General features: G+C 71.1%; 24 protein-coding genes. 18 read left to right on the top strand and 6 right to left on the bottom strand.

Going from position 1 to position 21,752, the window contains the following annotated elements; genetic code table 11:
- Positions 1-2: 2 nt before the first annotated feature.
- From CFI00_RS13505 to CFI00_RS13495, 3 genes are read right to left on the bottom strand one after another with little or no spacing between them, the layout of a single operon-like run.
- Positions 3-929, bottom strand: coding sequence for a COX15/CtaA family protein (locus CFI00_RS13505; protein WP_242532390.1), 927 nt, complete (start codon positions 927-929; stop codon positions 3-5).
- A complete protein-coding gene (locus tag CFI00_RS13500) occupies positions 929-1,714 on the bottom strand; it encodes an ABC transporter permease (RefSeq protein WP_207081646.1) in 786 nt (261 codons plus the stop codon). The genes CFI00_RS13505 and CFI00_RS13500 overlap by 1 nt, the downstream gene beginning before the upstream one ends.
- Complete coding sequence (locus tag CFI00_RS13495) at positions 1,711-2,649, bottom strand: ABC transporter ATP-binding protein (RefSeq protein WP_242532389.1); 939 nt, start codon at positions 2,647-2,649, stop codon at positions 1,711-1,713. Before CFI00_RS13495 ends, CFI00_RS13500 begins: the two co-directional genes overlap by 4 nt.
- Before the next feature lie 64 nt (positions 2,650-2,713).
- Here CFI00_RS13495 and CFI00_RS13490 point away from each other — a divergent pair, with 64 nt between their 5' ends.
- The 13 genes from CFI00_RS13490 to CFI00_RS13430 all read left to right on the top strand — a co-directional run bounded on the left by CFI00_RS13490 (position 2,714) and on the right by CFI00_RS13430 (position 13,105).
- Positions 2,714-3,706, top strand: a complete 993-nt coding sequence (locus CFI00_RS13490; RefSeq protein WP_207081645.1) for an ATP-binding cassette domain-containing protein — start codon at positions 2,714-2,716, stop codon at positions 3,704-3,706.
- The gene (locus CFI00_RS13485) at positions 3,703-4,527 is read left to right on the top strand and encodes an ABC transporter permease (protein WP_207081644.1); all 825 of its coding nucleotides are present in this window, start codon (positions 3,703-3,705) and stop codon (positions 4,525-4,527) included. Before CFI00_RS13490 ends, CFI00_RS13485 begins: the two co-directional genes overlap by 4 nt.
- A gap of 85 nt (positions 4,528-4,612) precedes the next feature.
- Positions 4,613-5,335: a metalloregulator ArsR/SmtB family transcription factor gene (locus CFI00_RS13480; protein ID WP_207085523.1), complete on the top strand. Its 723-nt coding sequence runs from the start codon at positions 4,613-4,615 to the stop codon at positions 5,333-5,335.
- On the top strand, positions 5,332-6,759 hold the full coding sequence (gene sufB / locus CFI00_RS13475; RefSeq protein ID WP_207081643.1) for a Fe-S cluster assembly protein SufB: 1,428 nt from the start codon (positions 5,332-5,334) through the stop codon (positions 6,757-6,759). Before CFI00_RS13480 ends, sufB begins: the two co-directional genes overlap by 4 nt.
- 45 nt (positions 6,760-6,804) lie before the next feature.
- The gene (sufD, locus tag CFI00_RS13470; RefSeq protein ID WP_207081642.1) at positions 6,805-7,998 is read left to right on the top strand and encodes a Fe-S cluster assembly protein SufD; all 1,194 of its coding nucleotides are present in this window, start codon (positions 6,805-6,807) and stop codon (positions 7,996-7,998) included.
- Positions 7,998-8,360 carry a non-heme iron oxygenase ferredoxin subunit gene (locus CFI00_RS13465; RefSeq protein WP_207081641.1) on the top strand — a complete coding sequence of 121 codons (363 nt, stop codon included), beginning with the start codon at positions 7,998-8,000 and terminating at the stop codon, positions 8,358-8,360. The genes sufD and CFI00_RS13465 overlap by 1 nt, the downstream gene beginning before the upstream one ends.
- Positions 8,357-9,118, top strand: coding sequence for a Fe-S cluster assembly ATPase SufC (sufC, locus tag CFI00_RS13460; RefSeq protein WP_207081640.1), 762 nt, complete (start codon positions 8,357-8,359; stop codon positions 9,116-9,118). Before CFI00_RS13465 ends, sufC begins: the two co-directional genes overlap by 4 nt.
- Before the next feature lie 40 nt (positions 9,119-9,158).
- Positions 9,159-10,385 (top strand): cysteine desulfurase, encoded by a 1,227-nt coding sequence (locus CFI00_RS13455; protein WP_207085522.1) that lies wholly within the window; start codon positions 9,159-9,161, stop codon positions 10,383-10,385.
- 2 nt (positions 10,386-10,387) lie between these two features.
- Complete coding sequence (gene sufU / locus CFI00_RS13450; RefSeq protein WP_207081639.1) at positions 10,388-10,885, top strand: Fe-S cluster assembly sulfur transfer protein SufU; 498 nt, start codon at positions 10,388-10,390, stop codon at positions 10,883-10,885.
- The gene (locus tag CFI00_RS13445) at positions 10,878-11,258 is read left to right on the top strand and encodes a metal-sulfur cluster assembly factor (RefSeq protein ID WP_207081638.1); all 381 of its coding nucleotides are present in this window, start codon (positions 10,878-10,880) and stop codon (positions 11,256-11,258) included. Before sufU ends, CFI00_RS13445 begins: the two co-directional genes overlap by 8 nt.
- A gap of 68 nt (positions 11,259-11,326) precedes the next feature.
- On the top strand, positions 11,327-12,109 hold the full coding sequence (locus CFI00_RS13440) for an aminoglycoside adenylyltransferase domain-containing protein (RefSeq protein ID WP_207081637.1): 783 nt from the start codon (positions 11,327-11,329) through the stop codon (positions 12,107-12,109).
- A gap of 32 nt (positions 12,110-12,141) precedes the next feature.
- On the top strand, positions 12,142-12,528 hold the full coding sequence (locus tag CFI00_RS13435) for a hypothetical protein (RefSeq protein ID WP_207081636.1): 387 nt from the start codon (positions 12,142-12,144) through the stop codon (positions 12,526-12,528).
- Positions 12,529-12,559: 31 nt separating this feature from the next.
- On the top strand, positions 12,560-13,105 hold the full coding sequence (locus CFI00_RS13430; RefSeq protein ID WP_207081635.1) for an NYN domain-containing protein: 546 nt from the start codon (positions 12,560-12,562) through the stop codon (positions 13,103-13,105).
- Between the two features lie 57 nt (positions 13,106-13,162).
- Here the strand turns inward: CFI00_RS13430 and CFI00_RS13425 are convergent, their stop codons facing one another.
- Together CFI00_RS13425 and CFI00_RS13420 are read right to left on the bottom strand one after the other, a co-directional pair.
- Positions 13,163-14,110 carry a superoxide dismutase gene (locus tag CFI00_RS13425; protein WP_207081634.1) on the bottom strand — a complete coding sequence of 316 codons (948 nt, stop codon included), beginning with the start codon at positions 14,108-14,110 and terminating at the stop codon, positions 13,163-13,165.
- A 65-nt stretch (positions 14,111-14,175) separates the two neighbouring features.
- Positions 14,176-14,634 (bottom strand): hypothetical protein, encoded by a 459-nt coding sequence (locus CFI00_RS13420; protein ID WP_207081633.1) that lies wholly within the window; start codon positions 14,632-14,634, stop codon positions 14,176-14,178.
- A gap of 117 nt (positions 14,635-14,751) precedes the next feature.
- On the opposite strand from CFI00_RS13420, the gene CFI00_RS13415 reads away from it, so the two are divergent.
- Both CFI00_RS13415 and CFI00_RS13410 read left to right on the top strand, forming a co-directional pair.
- Positions 14,752-15,360 carry an acVLRF1 family peptidyl-tRNA hydrolase gene (locus tag CFI00_RS13415; protein WP_207081632.1) on the top strand — a complete coding sequence of 203 codons (609 nt, stop codon included), beginning with the start codon at positions 14,752-14,754 and terminating at the stop codon, positions 15,358-15,360.
- A 55-nt stretch (positions 15,361-15,415) separates the two neighbouring features.
- Positions 15,416-16,336 (top strand): phosphotransferase, encoded by a 921-nt coding sequence (locus CFI00_RS13410; protein WP_207081631.1) that lies wholly within the window; start codon positions 15,416-15,418, stop codon positions 16,334-16,336.
- Between the two features lie 12 nt (positions 16,337-16,348).
- Here the strand turns inward: CFI00_RS13410 and CFI00_RS13405 are convergent, their stop codons facing one another.
- Complete coding sequence (locus CFI00_RS13405) at positions 16,349-17,263, bottom strand: neutral zinc metallopeptidase (protein WP_207081630.1); 915 nt, start codon at positions 17,261-17,263, stop codon at positions 16,349-16,351.
- A gap of 108 nt (positions 17,264-17,371) precedes the next feature.
- Between CFI00_RS13405 and CFI00_RS13400 the strand changes: the two genes are divergently transcribed.
- The 3 genes from CFI00_RS13400 to CFI00_RS13390 all read left to right on the top strand — a co-directional run bounded on the left by CFI00_RS13400 (position 17,372) and on the right by CFI00_RS13390 (position 21,747).
- Positions 17,372-18,970: an ABC-F family ATP-binding cassette domain-containing protein gene (locus CFI00_RS13400; protein ID WP_207081629.1), complete on the top strand. Its 1,599-nt coding sequence runs from the start codon at positions 17,372-17,374 to the stop codon at positions 18,968-18,970.
- 28 nt (positions 18,971-18,998) lie between these two features.
- The gene (locus tag CFI00_RS13395) at positions 18,999-19,784 is read left to right on the top strand and encodes an enoyl-CoA hydratase/isomerase family protein (RefSeq protein WP_207081628.1); all 786 of its coding nucleotides are present in this window, start codon (positions 18,999-19,001) and stop codon (positions 19,782-19,784) included.
- Positions 19,785-19,860: 76 nt separating this feature from the next.
- Positions 19,861-21,747, top strand: a complete 1,887-nt coding sequence (locus CFI00_RS13390) for an ABC transporter ATP-binding protein (RefSeq protein ID WP_207081627.1) — start codon at positions 19,861-19,863, stop codon at positions 21,745-21,747.
- Positions 21,748-21,752 lie beyond the last annotated feature (5 nt).

The raw sequence follows: 21,752 nt of genomic DNA, 5'->3' as shown, positions 1-21,752 counted from the left end.
CCTCAGCCGAGGTGCGTGGCGGCGTGCGGCTGCGTGCCCTCGTCGGCGTGGGCCTCGTTCTCCGACGCGTGCGGCAGCACCGCGAGCCCGACCCGGGCGAGCCCCGCCGCGAGAAGCCCGGCGCCGAGCATGTGCAGGGCGACGAGGGCGACCGGCAGGTCCAGCCAGTACTGCACCCACCCGAGGATTCCCTGCAGCACCTCGACGAGGAGCACCAGGCCGGTCACCCGGGCCAGCCACTGGTGGCCACCGCGGACGGCGACGACCAGCAGCGCGACCGTCAGGGCCACGAGGACGTAGACGGAGATGGCGTGCGCCTGGGAGACGGTGGCCGGGTCGAGCCCGTTGCGCGGCGAGTCCGTGTCGCCGGCGTGCGGACCGGCGCCGGTGACGACGGTGCCGAGGTAGAGAGCCACCCAGCCGGAGGCGAACGTCGCCCAGGCGAGCGCGCGGGGCAGCGGGGGAGCAGCACCTCGGTCGGGGCTGCGCAGCTCGTCGAGGAGCGCGACGCACACCATGATCATCGCCATCGAGAGCAGGAAGTGCCCGGCCACGATCCACGGGTTGAGGTCAGTGAGCACCGTGATGCCGCCGATGACGGCCTGGAGCGGGATGCCGAGGCCGATGACGAGCGAGAGGCGCGTCGCCCGGCGGTGCCTGGCGCCCAGCGCGGCGAGGAAGCACAGGAGCGCGATCGCGACCAGCACGAAGGTGAGCAGCCGGTTGCCGAACTCGATGGCACCGTGGAGGCCCAGCTCGCCGTGCGCGACGTAGGACTCGTCGGTGCAGCGTGGCCAGGTCGGGCAGCCCAGCCCGGAGCCGGTGAGGCGTACGGCACCACCGGTGACCACGATGCCGATGTTGGCGAGGAGGTTGGCCACCGCGAGGGGCCAGAGGTACCGGGAGAGCCCGGCGAGCAGGGTGTGCATCATTCCCACCTGAAGGTTCGAGCCGTGAGCAGCGTGCCCAGAGCGGCCCACGCAGCGAGGACGAGCAGGGAGCGGCCGTCGACGCCAGCGTCCACGAGGGCCGTACGCATCGCCTCGCCGAGCGCGCCCGACGGGAGCCACTGGATGACGGTCGACGCAGCGCCGTAGGTGCTCGTCGGGAGCACCACGCCGCCGCCGGCCATGAGGAGGAGGTAGACGAGGTTGGCGAGGGCGAGGGTCGCCTCGGCGCGCAGGGCGCCGGCCACGAACAGGCCGAGCGCGGCGAAGGCGGCGGTGCCGAGCGCGACCGCCAGGACCACACCCAGCACCGTGCGCGTAGGTGCGGCGGGCGTCGGTTCCCAGCCGAGCAGCAGCCCGACGACCACCAGCACGACGAGCTGGAGCGCGACCACGTTGAGCAGGGCGAGCACCTTGCCGAGCAGCAGGCCGTGGCGTGGCAGCGGGGACGCGCCGAGGAGCTTGATCACTCCGTAGCGGCGCTCGAAGCCGGTCGAGATCGCCACCGAGGTGAAGGCCGTCGACATCACCGCCAGGGCGAGCACGCCGGGCGTGAGGATGTCGACCGCGCGGTGCCCGTCGAGGTCGATCCCGATCCGCCCGGCCGCGGCCACGCCGCCGACGAGCACGATCACCGGGATGACGATGGCGAGCAGCAGCTGCTCGCCGTTGCGGAGCATGAGCCGCGCCTCCATCCGGGACTGGGCGAGCACCATGCGGCGCAGCGACGCCCCGCCGGGGGCGGGGACGAAGGTCTGGGGGCTCATGACGCGAGCTCGCGTCCGGTGAGCTCGAGGAAGACGTCCTCGAGGGTGCGCTGGCCGAGGTTGAGGGTCTGGGGGAGCACGCCGTGCTCCTCGCACCAGCGCGAGACCCGGCCCAGTGTGGTCGAGTCGGCGGGGCCGTGGATGAGCATGCTGACCTCGTCGAGCTGCCGCACCTCGGTCTCGGGGCCGAGCTCGGCGCGCAGCGACTCGGGGGCACCCTCGGGGAAGGGCCGGTTGACCACGAGCCGGATGGTGGCCGAGCGGCCGCCGCGGGTCAGCTCGGCCGGTGTGCCGCTGGTGATCACGCGGCCGCGGTCGATGATGTGGATGCGGTCGGCGAGGTGCTCGGCCTCGTCCATGTGGTGGGTGGTGAGCACCACCGTCACGCCGTCGGCGCGGATCTCCTCGAGCAGCTCCCAGGTCGTGCGTCGGGCCTGCGGGTCCATGCCTGCCGTCGGCTCGTCGACGAAGACCAGCTCTGGACGACCCACCAGCGCGATGGCGAGCCCCAGACGCTGCTTCTGCCCGCCGGAGAGCCGGCGGTAGGGCGTGCGTCCGCAGTCGCCCAGGCCGAGGCGCTCGACCAGCATCGCGGTGTCGAGCGGGTGGGCGTGCAGGGAGGCCATGTGCTCGAGCATCTCCACCGCGCGTACGCCGCTCCACGCGCCGCCGGCCTGGAGCATCACGCCGATGCGGGGGAGGAGAGCTGCGCGGTCGCGCTGCGGGTCGAGTCCGAGCACCCGCACCGTGCCCCGCTGGGGGACGCGGTAGCCCTCACAGGTCTCCAGCGTGGTGGTCTTGCCGGCGCCGTTCGGACCCAGGACGGCGGTGACGGACCCGCGGGCGACCTCGAGCGAGAGCCCGTCGACGGCCACCTTCTCGCCGTACGCCATCACCAGGCCGTCGATCTCGACGGCGGGGGAGGCGGTTGGCACGGTCCAATCCTAGGCGCGGGTTAATGGGCGGCGGCTGTCGGTCCCCACGGCTAGCGTGGCGGCCATGACTCGCCCAGCGATCGAGGCCGAGGGCCTCGTCAAGCACTTCGGGGACACCGTGGCCGTGGAGGGGGTGTCCTTCGTCGTGCCGGAGGGCACCGTGCTCGGCCTCCTGGGGCCCAACGGAGCCGGCAAGACCACGACGGTCCGCATGATGACGACGCTGACCCGCCCCACGTCCGGCACCGCCCGTGTCGCCGGGCACGACATCCTCGACGATCCCGCCGCGGTGCGCCGTAGCATGGGGCTGACCGGTCAGGCGGCCACGGTCGACGAGCTGCTGACCGGCCGGGAGAACCTGCGCCTCATCGGCCAGCTCTACGGCCTCGACGCCGGCTACATCACCCGCGCCAGTGCCGAGCTGCTGGAGCGCTTCTCGCTCGCCGAGGCCGGTGACCGCATCGCCAAGACCTACTCCGGCGGCATGCGACGGCGCCTCGACCTCGCCGTCAGCCTGATCGCCACGCCGCCGGTGCTGTTCCTCGATGAGCCGACCACCGGCCTCGACCCGCGCTCGCGCGTCGAGCTCTGGGAGGTGCTGCGCGAGCTGGTCAAGGACGGCACCACGCTCCTGCTGACCACCCAGTACCTCGAGGAGGCCGACCAGCTGGCCGACAACATCGTGGTCATCGACCGCGGCACGGTCATCGCCGAGGGCACCCCGCTCCAGCTCAAGGACCAGTCCGGTGCCGCGGCGCTGGTGGTGACGGTGTCCCACGCCGACGACCTGGCCGCGGCCGAGGCGCTCATGCGTCCGCACGTGCGCGAGGTGCACCTCGACGCCGGTGCCCGGCAGCTGACCGCGCCGGCCGAGGGGCTGGGCCACATGACCCGCGTCGCCGGGATCTTCGACGAGAGCGGGATCGTGCTGGACGACATCGGGCTCAAGCGCCCGAGCCTGGACGACGTGTTCCTCCACCTCACCGGCCACCGGGCCGAGGACGGCGTCGTGGATGACGAGACCGCCGGCCAGCCGGCAGGGGAGGTGGCCCGATGAGCACGATCGAACGACCCGAGATCCGCACCACCGGCCTGCTCACCCAGTCGTGGGCGATCGCTCGCCGCAACTTCCGCCACATCCGCCGGATGCCGGAGATGCTGCTCGACGTCACCATCCAGCCGGTGATGTTCGTGCTGCTCTTCGCCTACGTCTTCGGCTCGTCCATCGACGTGGCCACGCCCGCCGGCTACCGCGCCTTCCTGCTTGCCGGGATCATGGCGCAGACGGTGGCCTTCGCCTCCTTCATCGTCGCGGTCGGGCTCACCGCCGACCTCGACAAGGGCATCGTCGACCGGATGCGCTCGTTGCCGATCAACCCGGCCGCGGTGCTGGTCGGTCGCAGCATCTCGAGCCTTGCCCACGCGTCGATCGGCCTGGTGGTGATGTCGCTGACCGGCCTCGTCATCGGCTGGCGCATCCACACCAACGTCTTCGAGGCCGCACTGGGCTACCTCCTGCTGCTCGGCTGGGGATTCGCGATGATCTGGGTGGGCATCTGGGTCGGCTCCGCGATGCGCTCGGTCGAGGCGGTCAACGGGGTCATGTTCGCGACGATGTTCCCGATCACGTTCCTGGCCAACACCTTCGCGCCCACCGACCGGATGCCCACGGTGCTGCGCTTCATCGCCGAGTGGAACCCGATCTCCTCGCTCACCCAGGCGGTGCGCGAGCTCTGGGGCAACGACCAGCCACTGGCCGAGGGCGCGGCCTTCCCGATGCACCACCCGATCCCGTTCACGATCGGCTGGATCATCCTGATCACCGCCGTGGTGGCCCCGCTCGCGATCCGCACGTTCCGCAGTCGCACGGCCGACTGAGCGCGGTGCGACCGAGTGCCGGGCGCACTTAGGTGACCCTTCCTTGAAGCAGGTGGGGCAATAACGTCACACTGTCGTTGTGGAATTGACCGGATCGACCGCAGGAGCGCCCACCCGCGCTCCGGCGAGCCCTGACGGGGACGCGCCGACGCGCGACCGCGTGGCGCGCACGATCCTGGAGAACGGACCGTCCACCGCGGCCGACCTCGCCGGGCGCCTCGACCTGACGCCGGCCGCCGTGCGCCGCCACCTCGAGCACCTGCTCGCGGAGGGCATCGTGGAGTCGCGCGAGCAGAAGGTCTACGGCACGCGCGGTCGCGGTCGCCCGGCGCGCGTCTTCGCGCTCACCGAGGCGGGGCGCGACAGCTTCGATCAGCAGTACGACGACCTCGCCGTGCAGGCGATGCGGTTCCTCGCCGAGACCCAGGGCGAGGACGCCGTCGTCGAGTTCGCCCGCCGTCGCGTCGCCTTCGTCGAGCGCGACTACGCCGTCGTCACTGCTGCTGACCCCGACCTGACGCCTGCCGAGGCGCTCGCGCGGGTCTTCACCCAGAACGGCTACGCCGCGTCGGTGCGCGACCTGCCGGTCGTGGGGGAGCAGCTGTGCCAGCAGCACTGCCCGGTCTCCCACGTCGCCCACGAGTTCCCGCAGCTGTGCGAGGCCGAGACCGAGGCGATCGCGTCCGTGCTCGGCACCCACGTCCAGCGGCTCGCGACCATCGCCCACGGCGACGGTGTGTGCACCACCTGCATCCCCCAGACCCTCAAGACGGACCCTCAGACGGACCCCAAGAAGGAGCAGTCATGACCCAGAACCTGAGCATCGAAGAAATGAACCCGGAGCTCAAGGGCATCGGCCGCTACGAGTTCGGCTGGTCCGACAGCGACGCGGCGGGCTCCGTCGCCAAGCGCGGCCTCAGCGAGGACGTCGTACGCGACATCTCCGGTCTCAAGAGCGAGCCGCAGTGGATGCTCGACCTGCGCCTGAAGGGCCTCAAGCTCTTCCACCGCAAGCCGATGCCGACGTGGGGCTCGGACCTCAGCACGATCGACTTCGACAACATCAAGTACTTCGTGCGCTCCAGCGAGAAGCAGGCGGCCACGTGGGACGACCTCCCCGAGGACATCAAGAACACCTACGACAAGCTCGGCATCCCCGAGGCCGAGAAGCAGCGTCTCGTCTCCGGCGTGGCCGCCCAGTACGAGTCCGAGGTCGTCTACCACTCGATCCGCGAGGACCTCGAGGAGCAGGGCGTCATCTTCGTCGACACCGACACCGCGCTGAAGGAGCACGAGGAGCTCTTCAAGGAGTACTTCGGCACCGTCATCCCGGTCGGTGACAACAAGTTCGCCGCGCTCAACACCTCGGTGTGGTCGGGCGGCTCGTTCATCTACGTCCCGAAGGGTGTCCACGTCGACATCCCGCTGCAGGCCTACTTCCGGATCAACACCGAGAACATGGGCCAGTTCGAGCGGACGCTGATCATCGTCGACGAGGACGCCTACGTGCACTACGTCGAGGGCTGCACCGCGCCGATCTACTCCTCGGACTCGCTGCACTCCGCGGTCGTCGAGATCATCGTCAAGAAGGGTGGTCGCTGCCGCTACACGACCATCCAGAACTGGTCGAACAACGTCTACAACCTCGTCACCAAGCGTGCCACCTGCGAGGCTGGCGCGACCATGGAGTGGGTCGACGGCAACATCGGCTCCAAGGTGACGATGAAGTACCCCGCCATCTACCTGATGGGCGAGCACGCCAAGGGCGAGACGCTGTCGATCGCGTTCGCCGGCGAGGGCCAGCACCAGGACGCCGGCGCGAAGATGGTGCACGCAGCGCCGCACACGTCGAGCTCGATCCTGAGCAAGTCGGTGGCGCGCGGCGGCGGGCGTACGTCGTACCGCGGCCTCATCCAGGTCAACGAGGGCGCCCACGGCTCGAAGTCCAACGTGCTGTGCGACGCGCTGCTCGTCGACCAGATCAGCCGCAGCGACACCTACCCCTACGTCGACATCCGCGAGGACGACGTCTCGATGGGCCACGAGGCCAGCGTCTCGAAGGTCTCCGACGACCAGCTCTTCTACCTCATGTCGCGTGGCATGGAGCAGGACGAGGCGATGGCGATGATCGTGCGCGGCTTCGTCGAGCCGATCGCCAAGGAGCTGCCGATGGAGTACGCCCTCGAGCTCAACCGCCTCATCGAGCTCCAGATGGAAGGGGCCGTGGGCTGACGCTCGCGCCCGTCCCCGTCCGATCCGCACGTAGAAAGAGAAGTAGTGACCGTCACCACTGATTCAGTCCGCTCCGCGCTGGAGCAGGCGCCGCTCGACAAGGTGGAGAGCCACCTCCACCCGGCCGGCTCCTACGACGTCGCCGATCACCTGGTCCCGACCGGCCGCGAGGAGATCTGGCGCTTCACGCCGCTCAAGCGGCTCAAGGGCCTGCACGCCGACGCCCCGCTCGACGGGCGCAACACCCGCGCGACCTGGGACGCCCCCGAGGGCGCCACGGTCAACGTGGTGACCGGCGACGAGGCCACCGCGCTGCGCGGCGTGAGCGGCTGGGCGCCCAACACCCGCTTCACCGCGCGGATCCTCGCCGAGGTCCCGGCGACGCTGCTGGTCGACGTGCCGGCCGACACCGAGGTGTCCGAGCCGATCGTGATCGACGTCGACGGCACCGACGCCGAGGTGACCAGCGGCGCGCACGTGGTGCTGCGCTTCGGCACCCACAGCAAGGCCGTCGTGGTGCTCAACCACACCGGCTCGGCCGCGGTCTCGGCCGTCGTCGAGGTGGTCGTGGCCGACGGGGCCGACGCCTCGGTCGTCTCGATCCAGGACTGGGCCGACGACGCCGTCCACCTCTCGCACCACCAGGCGCGCGTCGGTCGCGACGCGTCCTACAAGCACGCCGCGATCTCCTTCGGCGGCGACGTGGTGCGCATGGACGCCAACGTGACCTACGACGGCCCCGGCGGCTCCGCCGAGCTGCTCGGTCTCTACTTCGCCGACGCCGGCCAGCACATCGAGCACCGGATCTTCGCCGACCACACCGCGCCCCGCACGAAGTCGCACGCCGTCTACAAGGGCGCGCTGCAGGGCGAGAAGGCGCACACCGTGTGGGTGGGCAACGTGCTGATCCGCAAGGTCGCCGAGGGGATCGAGACCTACGAGGAGAACCGCAACCTCGTCCTCACCGACGGCTGCCAGGCCGACTCGATCCCCAACCTCGAGATCGAGACCGGCGAGATCGAGGGCGCGGGCCACGCCTCGGCCACGGCCCGCTTCGACGACGAGCAGCTGTTCTACCTCCAGTCGCGCGGCGTCTCCGAGAAGGAGGCCCAGCGCCTGGTCGTGCACGGCTTCTTCAACGACCTGATCCGCAAGGTCGGCGTGCCCTCCATCGAGGCGCGCCTGCTGGCCACGGTCGAGGCGGAGCTGGCCAAGAACGTGCTGAAGGAGCTCTCCTGATGAGTTTCGAGCGCGCCTGCTCCCTCGACGAGGTGCCGACCGACCAGGCCCTGGCCGTCACGCTCGGTCGCTACGAGATCGCCATCGCCCGTGACGGCGACGAGGTCTTCGCGGTCGAGGACCTCTGCAGCCACGCCGAGGTCGCCCTGAGCCAGGGCGAGGTCGCCACCAACGACGGCGGCTGCCAGATCGAGTGCTGGCTGCACGGGTCGATGTTCGACCTGCGCACCGGCAAGCCCACCAACTTCCCTGCGACCGAGCCGGTCGCCACCTTCCCCGTCGACGTACGCGCCAATGCCGACGGCACCAGCGACGTCTACGTCGACATCGAGACCACCCTGAACGGAGTCACCCCCGCATGAGCAAGCTCGTCATCACCGACCTGCACGTCACCGTCGACACCGAGGACGGCCCCAAGGAGATCCTCAAGGGCGTCACCCTGACCATCAACGACGGCGAGACGCACGCCATCATGGGTCCCAACGGCTCCGGCAAGTCGACCCTGGCCTACTCCATCGCCGGCCACCCGAAGTACACGATCACCGGCGGCTCGGTCACCCTCGACGGCCAGGACGTGCTGTCGCTCTCGGTCGACGAGCGCGCCCGCGCCGGCCTGTTCCTCGCGATGCAGTACCCCGTCGAGGTCCCCGGCGTCTCGGTGTCGAACTTCCTGCGCACCGCGAAGACCGCCATCGACGGCGCGGCACCCAAGCTGCGCACGTGGGTCAAGGACGTCAACGCTGCCCTCGAGCAGCTGAACCTCGACCCGACCTTCGGCACCCGCAACGTGAACGAGGGCTTCTCCGGCGGCGAGAAGAAGCGCCACGAGATCGCTCAGCTCGAGCTGCTCGACCCGAAGGTCGCCGTCCTCGACGAGACCGACTCCGGCCTCGACATCGACGCGCTGAAGATCGTCTCCGAGGGCGTGAACCGCTTCCGGGCGCGCGAGGGCAAGGGTGTCCTGCTGATCACCCACTACACCCGCATCCTGCGCTACATCGAGCCCGACCACGTCCACGTCTTCGTCGACGGCAAGGTCGCCGCATCCGGCGGCAAGGAGCTCGCCGACCAGCTCGAGGCAGAGGGCTACGACCGCTACCTCAACCCCGCCTCGGCCTGACCCACCCGCCGGAACGAGAGAGGAGACCACCGTGGACGGACTGCTTCCTGACCTGGACGTGATCCGCAAGGACTTCCCGATCCTCGAGCGCACGCTCGGGGGTGGGGTGCCGCTGGTCTACCTCGACAGCGCCAACACCTCGCAGAAGCCGCAGGTGGTCATCGACACGATGGTCGACCACCTCGAGCGCCACAACGCCAACATCGCCCGCGCGATGCACCAGCTCGGCGCGGAGTCGACCGAGGCCTACGAGGGCGCTCGCGACAAGGTCGCTGCCTTCCTCAACGCGCCGTCGCGCAACGAGGTGGTCTTCACCAAGAACGCCACCGAGGCGCTCAACCTGCTGGCGCGCACGATCGAGCTCGGCCCCGGCGACAACGTCGTCATCACCGAGATGGAGCACCACTCCAACATCGTGTCGTGGCAGCTGGCCTGCGAGCGCTCGGGCGCGGAGCTGCGCTGGTTCGGGCTGACCGACGAGGGCGAGCTCGACCTGGGCAACGCCGACCAGCTCGTCGACGAGAACACCAAGGTCCTCGCCTTCACCTGGGTCTCCAACATGCTCGGCACGATCAACCCGGTCACCGACCTGGTCGAGCGTGCCCGCGCGTTCGGCGCGCTGTCGGTCATCGACGCCTCGCAGGCCGCACCGCAGCTCCCGGTCGACGTGCAGGCCGTCGGCTGCGACTTCCTGGTCTTCACCGGCCACAAGGTCTGCGGCCCGACGGGCATCGGCGTGCTGTGGGGTCGCGAGGAGCTGCTCAACGCGCTCCCGCCCTTCCACGGTGGCGGCGAGATGATCGAGACCGTGACCATGGCGCGCTCGACCTACGCGAAGGTGCCCCACCGCTTCGAGGCCGGCACCCCGCCGATCGTCGAGGCGGTCGGGCTCGGCTGCGCGGTCGACTACCTCGGCCACATCGGGCTCGAGGCGATCCACGCCCACGAGCAGGCGATCACGGCGTACGCCCTCGAGGGCCTGCAGTCGGTCCCCGGCCTGCGGGTGATGGGTCCGCTCGACGCCACGCGGCGCGGCGGTGCGATCTCCTTCGAGCTTGACGGCGTCCACCCCCACGACATCGCCCAGGTGCTCGACTCGCGCGGCGTCGCAGTGCGCGCCGGGCACCACTGCGCCAAGCCCGCGCACGCCCGCTTCGGGGTGCAGAGCTCGACGCGGATGTCGTCCTACCTCTACACGACGCCGGCCGAGATCGACGCGCTCGTGGAGGGCCTCCACCACACCCGCAGCTACTTCAAGGTGGGATGACAATGAGTGCCGAGCTGGACTCGCTCTACCAGGAGATCATCCTGGACCACTACAAGAACCCGCACCACAAAGGACTGAGGGGCGACCCGTCCTCCGCTGGCACTGCCGAGGTGCACCACGTGAACCCGACGTGCGGCGACGAGGTCACCCTGCGCGTGCACCTCATTGACGGGCCGGAGGGTCGTGTCGTGCAGGACGTGTCCTACGACGCCGTCGGGTGCTCGATCTCCCAGGCGTCCACGTCGGTGATGGCCGACCTCGTGATCGGCAAGCCGGTCGACGAGGCCCTGTCGGTCCACCAGACCTTCCTCGAGCTCATGCAGGGCAAGGGACAGGTGGAGCCCGACGAGGACGTCCTCGAGGACGGCATCGCGTTCGCCGGTGTCGCCAAGTTCCCCGCACGCGTGAAGTGCGCGCTGCTCTCCTGGATGGCGTGGAAGGACGCGACCACCCAGGCCCAATCCGATTCGGTCCCGACCGGAGGAGTCACCCATGACTGACCAGCAGATCGACCACGGCGACCTGCCCGACGTGCCCGAGGCGAGCGCCGGAGGCGGCACGTCGACGGTGACCGTCGACGACGTCACCGAGGCGATGAAGGACGTCGTCGACCCCGAGTTCGGGATCAACGTCGTCGACCTCGGCCTCGTCTACGACGTGCACCTCGACGAGCACAGCAACGCCGTGCTCGACATGACGCTGACGTCCGCGGCCTGCCCGCTGACCGACGTGATCATGGACCAGACCAACGCCGCCCTCGAGGGCCTCGTCAACGACGTCGCGATCAACTGGGTCTGGATGCCGCCGTGGGGTCCGGACAAGATCACCGACGACGGCCGCGAGCAGCTGCGCGCCCTCGGCTTCAACGTCTGAGGTCAAGGCGCCCCTGACCTGCGGATATTCCGTGGCGTCGGGGCCGTGCGGGGGCGCACACTCCATCCGTGCTGAACCCCCACCCCACGCGCTACGCCGAGCTCAACGGCGTGCTCCACGTGCTCGTCACGGGCGCCCAGCAGGCGCTGGGGGAGTCGTTCGCGGGCGCCTACCTGCAGGGTTCGTTCGCGCTCGGCGCTGGTGACCTGCACAGCGACTGCGACTTCGTCGTCGTGGTGCGGAGGCGTCCCGACGCTGCCCAGGAGGCGGCGCTGCGCGCGCTCCACCGGGATCTGCCGCACCGGGACGGGCACTGGTACGGCCACCTCGAGGGCTCGTACGCCGTCGCCGAGGACCTGCGCTCGGTCGACGGCCTGGGTCGCGAGTGGCTCCACGTCGACCACGGCCACGACGAGATGACATGGTCGACCCACTGCAACCAGCCGTGGACGCGCTGGATCCTGCGTGAGCACGGCATCACGCTCGTCGGGCCGTGCCCGGTGGCGGTGGTCGGCGAGGTGCCGGACGAGGTTCTGCGCGCCAGTGCGCGCGCGGGCCTCGCGAGCCTCACCGACGACATCGCGGCCTGGTGCTCCTCGGACGTCGCCTGGTGCCAGCGCTACCTCGTCGTCCAGGCCAGCCGCAGCCTCTACACCGTCCGCACCGGCGAGGTCGCGAGCAAGCGCGACGCGCTGCGCTGGGCGATGGTCCACGGCGACGCGCGGTGGCGACCGCTGCTCCAGCAGGTGCTGGCCGACCGCGACCTCGGGCTCGACCCGCAGGCTGCGCCGCGACCGGGCTCGATGGAGGCAGCTCGGGACTTCGCGGCGTACGTCGCCGCCGTCGCCTGAGCGGGTCGGGATCGGCTCGCTAGGCTCCGGTCATGGATGAGCCCGAGGTCGACCTGTCCGAGACCGACTTCGACCACGAGGAGCTCCGCGTCTTCTGGGACCTCGCGCGCTTCCACGCCAAGCTCAACGCGGCGCCGTCCTACTTCGGGCCGACCACCCTCGAGTCGGTGCCGCCGCCGGCGTGGGCGTACGGCGACTCCGCGCAGGAGTCCGACGCGTTCGTCGAGCAGGTGCTGGCCGACGAGCGTGGTGAGACGACTGCCGACGCCGCGGACTACCTCGGTGACCTGCCGCAGCTGGGCGTGCTGTCGATCCTGTGCGACGGATCGGGTGTGCCGCGCGCGCTGGTGGAGGTCAGCGAGGTCCGCACGACCGGCGACCAGGTCGTCGAGGCGTTCCGGGTGGTCTACCGCGCCTGAGCGCCGCGCACGCGTGTGGGAGAGTCCTCGCATGGCCGAGCGGATGACCTACCTCCTCGTCGACGGGGAGAACATCGACGCCACCCTGGGCACCTCGATCCTGGGGCGGCGCCCCCGGCCCGAGGAGCGGCCGCGGTGGGACCGGCTGCTGGAGTGGGCCGAGCGGGCCTTCGACCAGGACGTCACCGGCCTGTTCTTCCTGGCCGCCAGCACCGAGATGCCGATCAGCTTCGTGCAGGCCCTGCTCGCGATCGGCTTCAAGCCGGTCCCGCTGAGCGGTGAGGGCAAGATCGTCGACATCGCGATCCAGCGCACCGCCGAGGCGCTCGTCGACCGTGACGCCGACGTCGTGCTCGTCAGCCACGACGGCGACTTCGTCGACCAGGTCGCGCAGCTGTGCGACGGCTCGCGGCAGGTCGGCGTCATCGGCTTCACCGAGTTCGTCAACTCGCAGTTCCGCAACCTGCCGGGCCTGCGGATCTTCGACCTCGAGTACGACCTCGGCGCCTTCAACACCCCGCTGCCGCGCGTGCGGATCATCCCGATCGACCAGTTCGACCCGCTCGACTTCCTCTGACGCCGGAGTGCGGACGCCGTCCGGGCTCGAGGCCCGGGACGGCGCCCGCCTCAGCCGTCACGGCTTCGCGCGGACCTTCGTCACCCAGTAGTCGGTGTCGGGGGTCGCGGTGGTGCCGAAGCGCGCGTTGGGCAGGTAGAGCTTTCCGCCGAACTTCGAAACAGTGGTCGGCACGTCGAAGCTCGTCGACTCGTCGAGGTCCTCGGCGGTGATGGTCCGCACGAGCTCGCCGCTGGACCCCGTGCGGTCGAGGCGGATCACGGCGATCTCGTTGATGCGGTTGCGCACGACGTAGAGCAGCCGGCCGTGGCGGAGCATGCCGTCGCCCATGGTGAGCGAGGTGCCACCCAGGTCCACCGCGGTCGCGACCCCGGTCGACGGGTCGACGCGGTAGAGCACGCCGGTGCCGGAGTTGATGACGAGCAGGTCGCCGCCGGTGGGCGTCGTGCTGATGCCGTTGGCGCCGAAGCCGGTGCCCTGCACCCACTCGCCGGTCAGCGGGAGCGTGGTCGCCGTCGCGGCAGCTGCGCCCTTCGCGTCGCGCGCGACGCGGTAGAGCTGCGGCAGGCCGGAGTCGGTGAACCAGGCGGCCCGCTTGGTGAGGACCACGTCGTTGACGAAGGCGCCGTCGAGGTCGTAGTCGGTGACGTCGCCCGAGCGGGTCTCGATCACGCGGGCGGTGCCGGAGCCGCCGCCGGCGACGAAGAGCCGGGCGCGACGGTCGGACTTCAGGCCGACCGCGGGGGTGCCGGTGCCGTCGACGACGACCTCGCCCTCGCCGGTGCGCAGCGAGACGCGGTAGATGTCGCCGTCGGCGAGCGAGCCCAGCCAGGCCTTCGCGCCGGGACCGATCGCGATGCCCTCGGGCTCGAAGCCGTCGGGCAGCTCGATGCGTGAGGGGAAGGGCTTGTCGCGTTCGGCGAGTGCCGCCGACGCGGGGGACGTGGCGGTCAGGGCGCTGAGCCCGAGGACGGCGGTGAGGGCGGGGACGAGGAAGCGGCGCACGGTGGGACCTCCCGGAAGTGGTGGACTCCTCGACTGTAACCACGGGGGCGAAGAGGGGCCGGGCCTCAGACGCCGAAGGTCGTGAACAGCGTGAACAGCACGGCCCCGAACCCGGCCAGCGCAGGAGGGCCCGCCCCCCACGCGATCGCGCGCTGCTGACCCGGGTCTGCGCCGGCGGCAGCGAGATGGGACCTCCAGGTCCTGTACGCCGTGCCCCCGAGGGGTGCCATCGCCAGGACCACGGGTGCGTAGGCGAGCATGGCCGGCCCCGAGAGCAGCAGGGCCCACAGCGGGTGGCCGAGCCCGGTCGCCAGCAGGTCGCCGAGCCACGCGACGACGCAGTAGATCGCCAGCAGGAGGGTCGACCTGATGAACGACACCGGGCCCGTCGCCACTCCCAGGCCTCGCGCGCCGTCCAACCACCACGTCGCGAGGCGGTGCTCGTAGTCGATGCGGTCCTCCAGCACGAACGTCCAGCCGATCAGGCCCACCGAGATGATGCCGACGTAGACCCAGCCGGTCACGACGTCACCTCGGGACCAGGGCTGTGGGAGGACCCGGCGCGTGCATGACGGGGACCCTAGGCGAGGCGGACGGGACGCGGACACCTCCTCGCGAGGCACAGCGGCTAGGTTCGGCCCGTGCCCCACGTCCTCGTCCCTGCCGCCCGCTGGCCACGCTGGGTCGACAACTTCACGACCGGCCACGGCGACACCGACCTGCAGGTCCGGGACGGCGACCTGTCGGGGCGCGCCGCGGACGGCTCGCACTTCACCGCCCACCTGCCGTTCGCGACGGCGTACGCCGGACCGGCCGACGCCGTGGCCTTCGCCGACGCAGCCGTGCCGCCGGGTCAGTGGGGCGTCCTGCTGGTGCGCAAGGGCGGCTTCGCCGTCGCCCGACTGCGGGGCACCGGTCTCGTCGAGCACAAGATCGGGCAGCGCCACGTGCAGGGCCGCACCAAGGCGGGCGGCCAGAGCCAGCAGCGCTTCGCCCGCCGTCGCGACAACCAGGCGCGGCAGGCCTACGAGGCGGCGGCCGAGCACGCCGCGCGGATCCTTGCCGGCGTCGGGCCGGTCGTGACCGGGGGCGACCACGGCGCGGTCGAGGCCGTGCTGACCGACCCGCGGCTCGCGCGGCTCACGGTCGTCGAGCCGTGGCTGGCCGTGCCCGACCCCCGGCGTGCGGTGCTCGACCAGGCGGTCCTCGACGCGCAGTCGATCCGCGTCGAGGTCATCAACGCCGGCTGAACCCCACGCGCGATCCTGCGCCCCAGCGGCTGCGGGGTGCGCTAGGTTCGCGCCCATGGACGGCTCCCGCTGGCAGCCCGAGCCCGGGTGGCGAGCCCTCCCCGGTGCGGGACCGGCCACCGCCGGGGTCTGGTCGGCCAGCATCGGCGGGCGTGACGTGGTGGTCAAGCGGCTGCAGGCCCCGGACCCCTACGCCGCCGGCGGTGCTCTTGCGCCGCGTGACGTGAACTACTGGCGACGCGCCGCCGACGTCGCCCTCAGCGGCGTGGTGGCCGGATCACCGGGCCTGCGCGAGGCCGGCGTCGTACGGGTCGAGGAGGACGACGAGGGCGTCACGCTCGTCCACGAGCGCGTCGAGCACCACGACGCGCCCGGCCTCTGGCTGGCCGCCTGCCTCGGTCGCTTCGCGGCCGTCGACCTGGGCGAGCACCCGTGGCTGGCCCGCGACCAGCTCCGCACCCGGCTCGCGCTGGTGGACCGGCGCGGCGGTTGGCGCATCCTTGCCCGGACGCCCGTGGCCGACATCGCCGACCACCTCTGGAGGCACCGCGAGCCCTGGCTGGACCGGTGCGACGCGCTGCCGCAGGTCGCCCAGCACGGCGACCCGTCGGCGGCCAACATCCCCGGGCGGGTGCCCGGGGATCACGGAGCGATCGCCATCGACTGGGCCCACCTGGGACGCGGACCGGTCGGCGCCGACCTGGGCTACCTCTCCCTCGCGACCCGTGAGGACGTCGAGCCCCTCGTGGAGGCGTACGTCGACGCGCTGCCGTCGGGCCTGACCACCACCGAGCAGGTCATGACGGGCGCCCGCGTGATGGCGGTCTACACCGCCCTGACGCGCCTGGACTGGGCCCTCGCAAGGGTCGCCGAGGGTGACGGGGCGCTGGCCGGCAAGTTCCGCCACCCGAGCGTCGCGCCCTACATCCGCGCGATGCAGCGCCAGGTCACCCAGATCGAGGCGCTGCTCGCCTGAGGCAGCCTCGGCTCAGAGGTCGCTGGCCGAGAAGGTGTCGCACGCCTCGAGCGAGCCCTCCTCGTAGCCGCGGGTGAACCACGCCATCCGCTGCTCCGACGAGCCGTGCGTCCAGCCCTCGGGGTCGACACCCTGGCCGGACTTCTGCTGGATCCGGTCGTCGCCCACGGCCTTGGCCGAGTCGAGCGCCTCGGTGATGTCGCCGTCGTCGAGGGTGATCAGCTCGCTGTCCTCGGCGTGCGCGGTCCACATCCCGGCGTAGCAGTCGGCCTGGAGCTCGAGCCGTACGGCGTCGGAGTCGGCGCCCTGCTGGGTGCGCACCCGGCCCATGGTGCCCATCAGGTTCTGGACGTGGTGGCCGTACTCATGGGCGAGGACGTAGGGCTCGACGAAGTCGCCGCCCTGGCCGCCGAGCTGGCCCTCGAGGACGTCGGCGAAGAAGGTGGTGTCGAGGTAGATGCCCTGGTCGGGCGGGCAGTAGAACGGGCCGACCTGCGAGGAGGCCTGGCCGCACCCGGTGGTGACGGCGCCGCTGAAGGTCGTCATCGACGCGGGGGAGAACTGGGTCTCCGACTGGCTGGGCAGCGCCTCGGCCCAGTAGTCGACGAGCGAGTTCTCGACCGCCACGCGCGCACAGTCCTCGTCGGAGTTGGCGTCGTCCCCGGTCTTGCAGTTGGCGTAGCGCTCGCTGTCCTGCATCCGGCTGGTGTCGGTGCCGGCCGAGGTCCCGCCGCCCGGGCTCGGGAGCCCGCCGCCGGCGCACTGCTGGAGGATGAGGAAGAGGATGACGATCAGCACCGCACCGATGCCGCCACCGGCCTTGGTGCCGCCGGGCAGCGGGATGCGCATCGGACCGCCGGAGGCGCCACCGCCGCCACCTTCGCGGACGCGAGAGGTGTCGAGCCGGGCCTTCGGGTTGAAGCGCATGGGGGTTGCCTTTCCGCAGGTCGTGACGGTCGGAGCGACCTCAGCGCAGGTTAGCGCCTGCGCCGCCGATGGGGCTCCTGCCTCCACCCCTTCGTAGGATGTGGCCCGATGATCACCGCCCAGAAGCTCGAGGTCAGAGCCGGCGCGCGGCTCCTCATGGAGGACGTCACCTTCCGCATCGCCGCAGGCGACAAGGTGGGCCTCGTGGGGCGCAACGGCGCCGGCAAGACGACCCTCACCCGCATCCTCGCCGGCGAGGGGACCCCCGCCGACGGGCAGGTGCTCCGCAGCGGCGAGGTCGGCTACCTCCCGCAGGACCCGCGCGTCGGCGACCCCGAGGTGATCGCGCGCGACCGGATCCTGTCCGCGCGCGGCCTCGACGAGGTCGTACGCCGCCTGCGCGACGCCGAGGTCGACATGGCCGACCCCGACCCCAAGGTCCACGAGCGCGGCATGAAGCGCTGGGCGCGCGCCGACGCCGAGCTGCACGCCGGGGGTGGCTACGCCGCCGAGTCCGAGGCCGCGCAGATGGCCGCAGCGCTCGGGATCGAGGAGCGCATCCTCGCCCAGCCGATCGGCACGCTCTCCGGTGGTCAGCGCCGCCGGGTCGAGCTCGCCCGCATCCTCTTCTCGGGCGCCGAGATCATGCTGCTCGACGAGCCCACCAACCACCTCGACGCGGACTCGATCGTGTGGCTGCGCGACTTCCTCAAGGCCCACCGCGGCGGGTTCGTGGTCATCAGCCACGACAACGCCCTGCTCGAAGCGACCGTCAACAAGGTCTTCCACCTCGACGCCAACCGCGCCGTCATCGACGTCTACAACATGGGCTGGCACAACTACCTCACCCAGCGCGAGGACGACGAGAAGCGCCGCAAGCGCGAGCGCTCCAACGCCGAGAACAAGGCCAAGGTGCTCACCGACCAGGCCAACAAGATGCGCGCCAAGGCCACCAAGGCCCAGGCCGCGCAGTCGATGCTCAAGCGTGCCGAGAAGATGATGGCCGGCATCGAGGGCGAGCGTGCAGCCGACAAGGTGGCGCGGATCGCCTTCCCCGAGCCCGCCCCGTGCGGCAAGACGCCGCTGATGGGCTCGGAGCTGTCGAAGTCCTACGGCTCGCTCGAGGTCTTCACCGCCGTCGACCTCGCGATCGACCGGGGCAGCCGCGTGGTCATCCTGGGCCTCAACGGTGCCGGCAAGACCACGATGCTGCGCATCCTGGCCGGCGTCGACCAGCCCGACACCGGCGAGGTCGTTCCGGGCTACGGCCTCAAGATGGGCTACTACGCCCAGGAGCACGAGACGCTCGACGTCAACCGCACCGTGCTGGAGAACATGCACAGCGCGGCGCCCGAGCTCACCGACACCCAGGCCCGATCCGTGCTCGGCTCGTTCCTCTTCTCCGGTGACGACGCGCACAAGCCCGCCGGCGTGCTGTCGGGCGGGGAGAAGACCCGCCTGGCGCTGGCGATCCTGGTCGTCTCCAGCGCCAACGTGCTGCTGCTCGACGAGCCCACCAACAACCTCGACCCCGCCTCCCGCGAGGAGGTGCTCCACGCGATCCGCAGCTACACCGGCGCGATCATCCTCGTCACCCACGACGAGGGCGCGGTGCGGGCGCTCGACCCCGACCGGGTGCTCCTGCTGCCCGACGGCGACGAGGACCTGTGGAACGAGGACTACGCCGACCTGGTGTCGCTCGCCTGAGGTTACCCGCGAGTAGTAACCTCGGGGCATGACTCCCGCAGATCTCGCCGCCGTCGGACTCCGCCTCGACATCGAGGGTCCGGTGGCGACCGTGACGCTCGACCGTCCCGACGTGCGCAACGCGCAGACGCCGGCGATGTGGATCGCGCTCGGCGAGATCGGGCGCACCCTGCCCGACGACGTACGCGTCGTGGTGGTGACGGGGGAGGGCGACACGTTCTCCGCGGGCCTGGACCGGGCGATGCTCGACCCGTCGACGTCGGGCCAGGAGAGCGTCGTCGGCCTGCTCGCGCTCAGCGACGAGGAGGCCTCGGCGCGGATCGACGAGTTCCAGGGCGGGTTCACGTGGCTGCGCGACCCGCGCTTCGTCTCGATCGCCAGGGTCCGCGGCTACGCCATCGGCGCCGGCTTCCAGCTCGCGCTGTCGTGCGACCTGCGCGTGGTGGCCGACGACGCGAAGTTCTCCATGAAGGAGTCGGCCCTCGGTCTGGTGCCCGACCTCACCGGCACCAAGCCGCTGGTGGAGCACGTCGGCTACGCCCGCGCGCTCGAGATCTGCGCCACCGCGCGCGTCGTGACGGCCGAGGAGGCCGTGCGGATCGGCCTGGCGACCTCCGCGGTGCCGGTCGCCGACCTCGACGCCGCGGTCGCGGACCTCGCCGCGGCCCTTGCGGCACCGATGCCCGGTGTCGTCCCCGAGACCAAGGGGCTGCTCCAGGGGGCCGGCGAGCGCGACCTCGACGAGCAGCGCCGCCTCGAGCGGGAGGCGCAGGTACGCCGCTTCCGCGCCGTCGCGGCCGCCCTCGCCGGCTGATCGTCGTACCCCTCAGGAACACTGGGGTCGATGCGGGCGTTCTGCCTGCGTCGGACGGGCTGAGGGAGAGAACAACATGTCGATGGGACCGGGAGCGGGAGGACCGCCGTGGCGGCACCTGCGCAGTGACCGGAGCGTCGTCGACAACAAGATCGAGCGCCGCACGCTGCGCCGGGTCCTGACCTTCGCGCGGCCGCACCGGCGGCTGATCGCGGGCTTCCTCGCCGTGACGGTGGTCGACGCCGCGCTGGTCGTGGCGCCGCCACTGCTGCTGAAGATGATCATCGACGACGGTGTCAGCTCCGGCGACACCTCGCTGGTGGTGTGGCTGGCCCTGCTGGTCGCGCTCGTCGCGATCGTGGACTCCGGCTTCGGGCTCATCACCGGCTGGCTCTCCAGCCGCATCGGCGAGGGCCTGATCTACGACCTCCGCACCCAGGTGTTCGCCCACGTCCAGCGCCAGTCGCTCGCGTTCTTCACCCGCACCCAGACCGGTGCGCTGGTGAGCCGGCTCAACAACGACGTGATCGGTGCCCAACGCGCCTTCACCTCCACCCTCCAGGGCACGGTCTCCAACGTCATCTCCGCCGTGGTCGTCGGCGTGACGATGCTCTTCCTCAGCTGGCCGGTGACCGTGCTGTGCCTGGCGCTCTTCCCGATCCTGCTGATCGCCTCGCGCCTCGTCGGCGCGCGCCTGGCCGACCTGTCCCGCGCCCAGATGGACGGCAACGCCGACCTCGGCAACGCCATGACCGAGCGCTTCAACGTCGGCGGCGCGATGCTGCTCAAGCTCTTCGGCCGCCGCGACGTCGAGGACGTGGCCTACGCGCAGAAGGCCGCAGTCGTGCGCGACCTCGGCATCCGGATCTCCTTGCTGACCCGGATCTTCTTCGCCGCGATGACGCTGGTGCCGTCGCTCGCCACGGCGCTCGTCTACGGCATCGGCGGCTACCTCGCGATCCGGGGCGACCTGTCCGTCGGCACCATCGTCGCCCTCGGCGTCCTGCTGACCCGCCTGCTGGGCCCGCTGCAGGGGCTCTCCAACGTGCGCATCGACGTGATGACCGCGCTGGTCAGCTTCGACCGGGTCTTCGAGGTCCTCGACCTGCCGTCGCTGATCCAGGAGAAGCCCGACGCCGTCGCGCTGGCTCCCAGCGCCTCGAAGCTCGAGTTCGACCACGTCGCCTTCACCTACCCCCGCGCCGACCAGATCTCGCTCGCCTCGCTCGAGACCGTGGCGCGCACCGAGTCGCGCGACACCGGGCAGGTGCTCCACGACGTGACGTTCACCGCCGAGCCGGGACAGATGGTCGCCCTCGTCGGTCCGTCGGGTGCTGGCAAGACGACCGTCACCCACCTCGTCGCACGCCTCTACGACGTCGAGTCCGGCGCCGTGCGGGTGGGCGGCCACGACGTGCGCGACGTGACCCTGCAGTCGCTGGAGGACGTGGTCGGCTACGTCACCCAGGACGCGCACATGTTCCACGACACCATCCGGGCCAACCTGCTCTACGCCCGCCCCGGCGCTGACGACACCGACGTGTGGGCGGCGCTGGAGGCGGCGCAGATCGCCACGCTGGTGCGGTCGCTGCCGGACGGGCTCGACACGGTGGTCGGCGACCGTGGCTACCGCCTCAGTGGTGGCGAGCGCCAGCGCCTGGCGATCGCGCGGCTGCTCCTGAAGGCGCCCGCCATCGTGGTCCTCGACGAGGCGACCGCGCACCTCGACAGCGAGTCCGAGGCTGCCGTCCAGCAGGCCCTCGACGCCGCGCTCGAGGGGCGTACGTCCCTCGTGATCGCCCACCGCCTCTCGACGGTCCGCAACGCCGACCTCATCCTCGTCCTCGACGACGGCCGGGTCGTCCAGCAGGGCACCCATGCCGAGCTGCTGGCTGCGGGAGGCCTCTACGCCACGCTGCACGCGACCCAGTTCCGCGAGGAGCGCGTCGACGTCCCTGGCTAGGCTCG

Origin of the sequence: Nocardioides sp. S5, from assembly GCF_017310035.1 — a bacterium.
In the GTDB taxonomy this organism is placed as follows: domain Bacteria; phylum Actinomycetota; class Actinomycetes; order Propionibacteriales; family Nocardioidaceae; genus Nocardioides.
Note: the sequence above shows the minus strand (reverse complement) of the source record. Positions and strands in the feature narration are given on the sequence as shown.

Coding starts and splice junctions, on each gene's coding strand:
- CFI00_RS13505 (WP_242532390.1), bottom strand. CDS start 929: ATGCACACCCTGCTCGCCGGGCTCTCCCGGTACCTCTGGCCCCTCGCG.
- CFI00_RS13500 (WP_207081646.1), bottom strand. CDS start 1,714: ATGAGCCCCCAGACCTTCGTCCCCGCCCCCGGCGGGGCGTCGCTGCGC.
- CFI00_RS13490 (WP_207081645.1), top strand. CDS start 2,714: ATGACTCGCCCAGCGATCGAGGCCGAGGGCCTCGTCAAGCACTTCGGG.
- CFI00_RS13485 (WP_207081644.1), top strand. CDS start 3,703: ATGAGCACGATCGAACGACCCGAGATCCGCACCACCGGCCTGCTCACC.
- sufB (WP_207081643.1), top strand. CDS start 5,332: ATGACCCAGAACCTGAGCATCGAAGAAATGAACCCGGAGCTCAAGGGC.
- CFI00_RS13465 (WP_207081641.1), top strand. CDS start 7,998: ATGAGTTTCGAGCGCGCCTGCTCCCTCGACGAGGTGCCGACCGACCAG.
- sufC (WP_207081640.1), top strand. CDS start 8,357: ATGAGCAAGCTCGTCATCACCGACCTGCACGTCACCGTCGACACCGAG.
- sufU (WP_207081639.1), top strand. CDS start 10,388: ATGAGTGCCGAGCTGGACTCGCTCTACCAGGAGATCATCCTGGACCAC.
- CFI00_RS13445 (WP_207081638.1), top strand. CDS start 10,878: ATGACTGACCAGCAGATCGACCACGGCGACCTGCCCGACGTGCCCGAG.
- CFI00_RS13435 (WP_207081636.1), top strand. CDS start 12,142: ATGGATGAGCCCGAGGTCGACCTGTCCGAGACCGACTTCGACCACGAG.
- CFI00_RS13430 (WP_207081635.1), top strand. CDS start 12,560: ATGGCCGAGCGGATGACCTACCTCCTCGTCGACGGGGAGAACATCGAC.
- CFI00_RS13410 (WP_207081631.1), top strand. CDS start 15,416: ATGGACGGCTCCCGCTGGCAGCCCGAGCCCGGGTGGCGAGCCCTCCCC.
- CFI00_RS13405 (WP_207081630.1), bottom strand. CDS start 17,263: ATGCGCTTCAACCCGAAGGCCCGGCTCGACACCTCTCGCGTCCGCGAA.
- CFI00_RS13400 (WP_207081629.1), top strand. CDS start 17,372: ATGATCACCGCCCAGAAGCTCGAGGTCAGAGCCGGCGCGCGGCTCCTC.
- CFI00_RS13395 (WP_207081628.1), top strand. CDS start 18,999: ATGACTCCCGCAGATCTCGCCGCCGTCGGACTCCGCCTCGACATCGAG.
- CFI00_RS13390 (WP_207081627.1), top strand. CDS start 19,861: ATGTCGATGGGACCGGGAGCGGGAGGACCGCCGTGGCGGCACCTGCGC.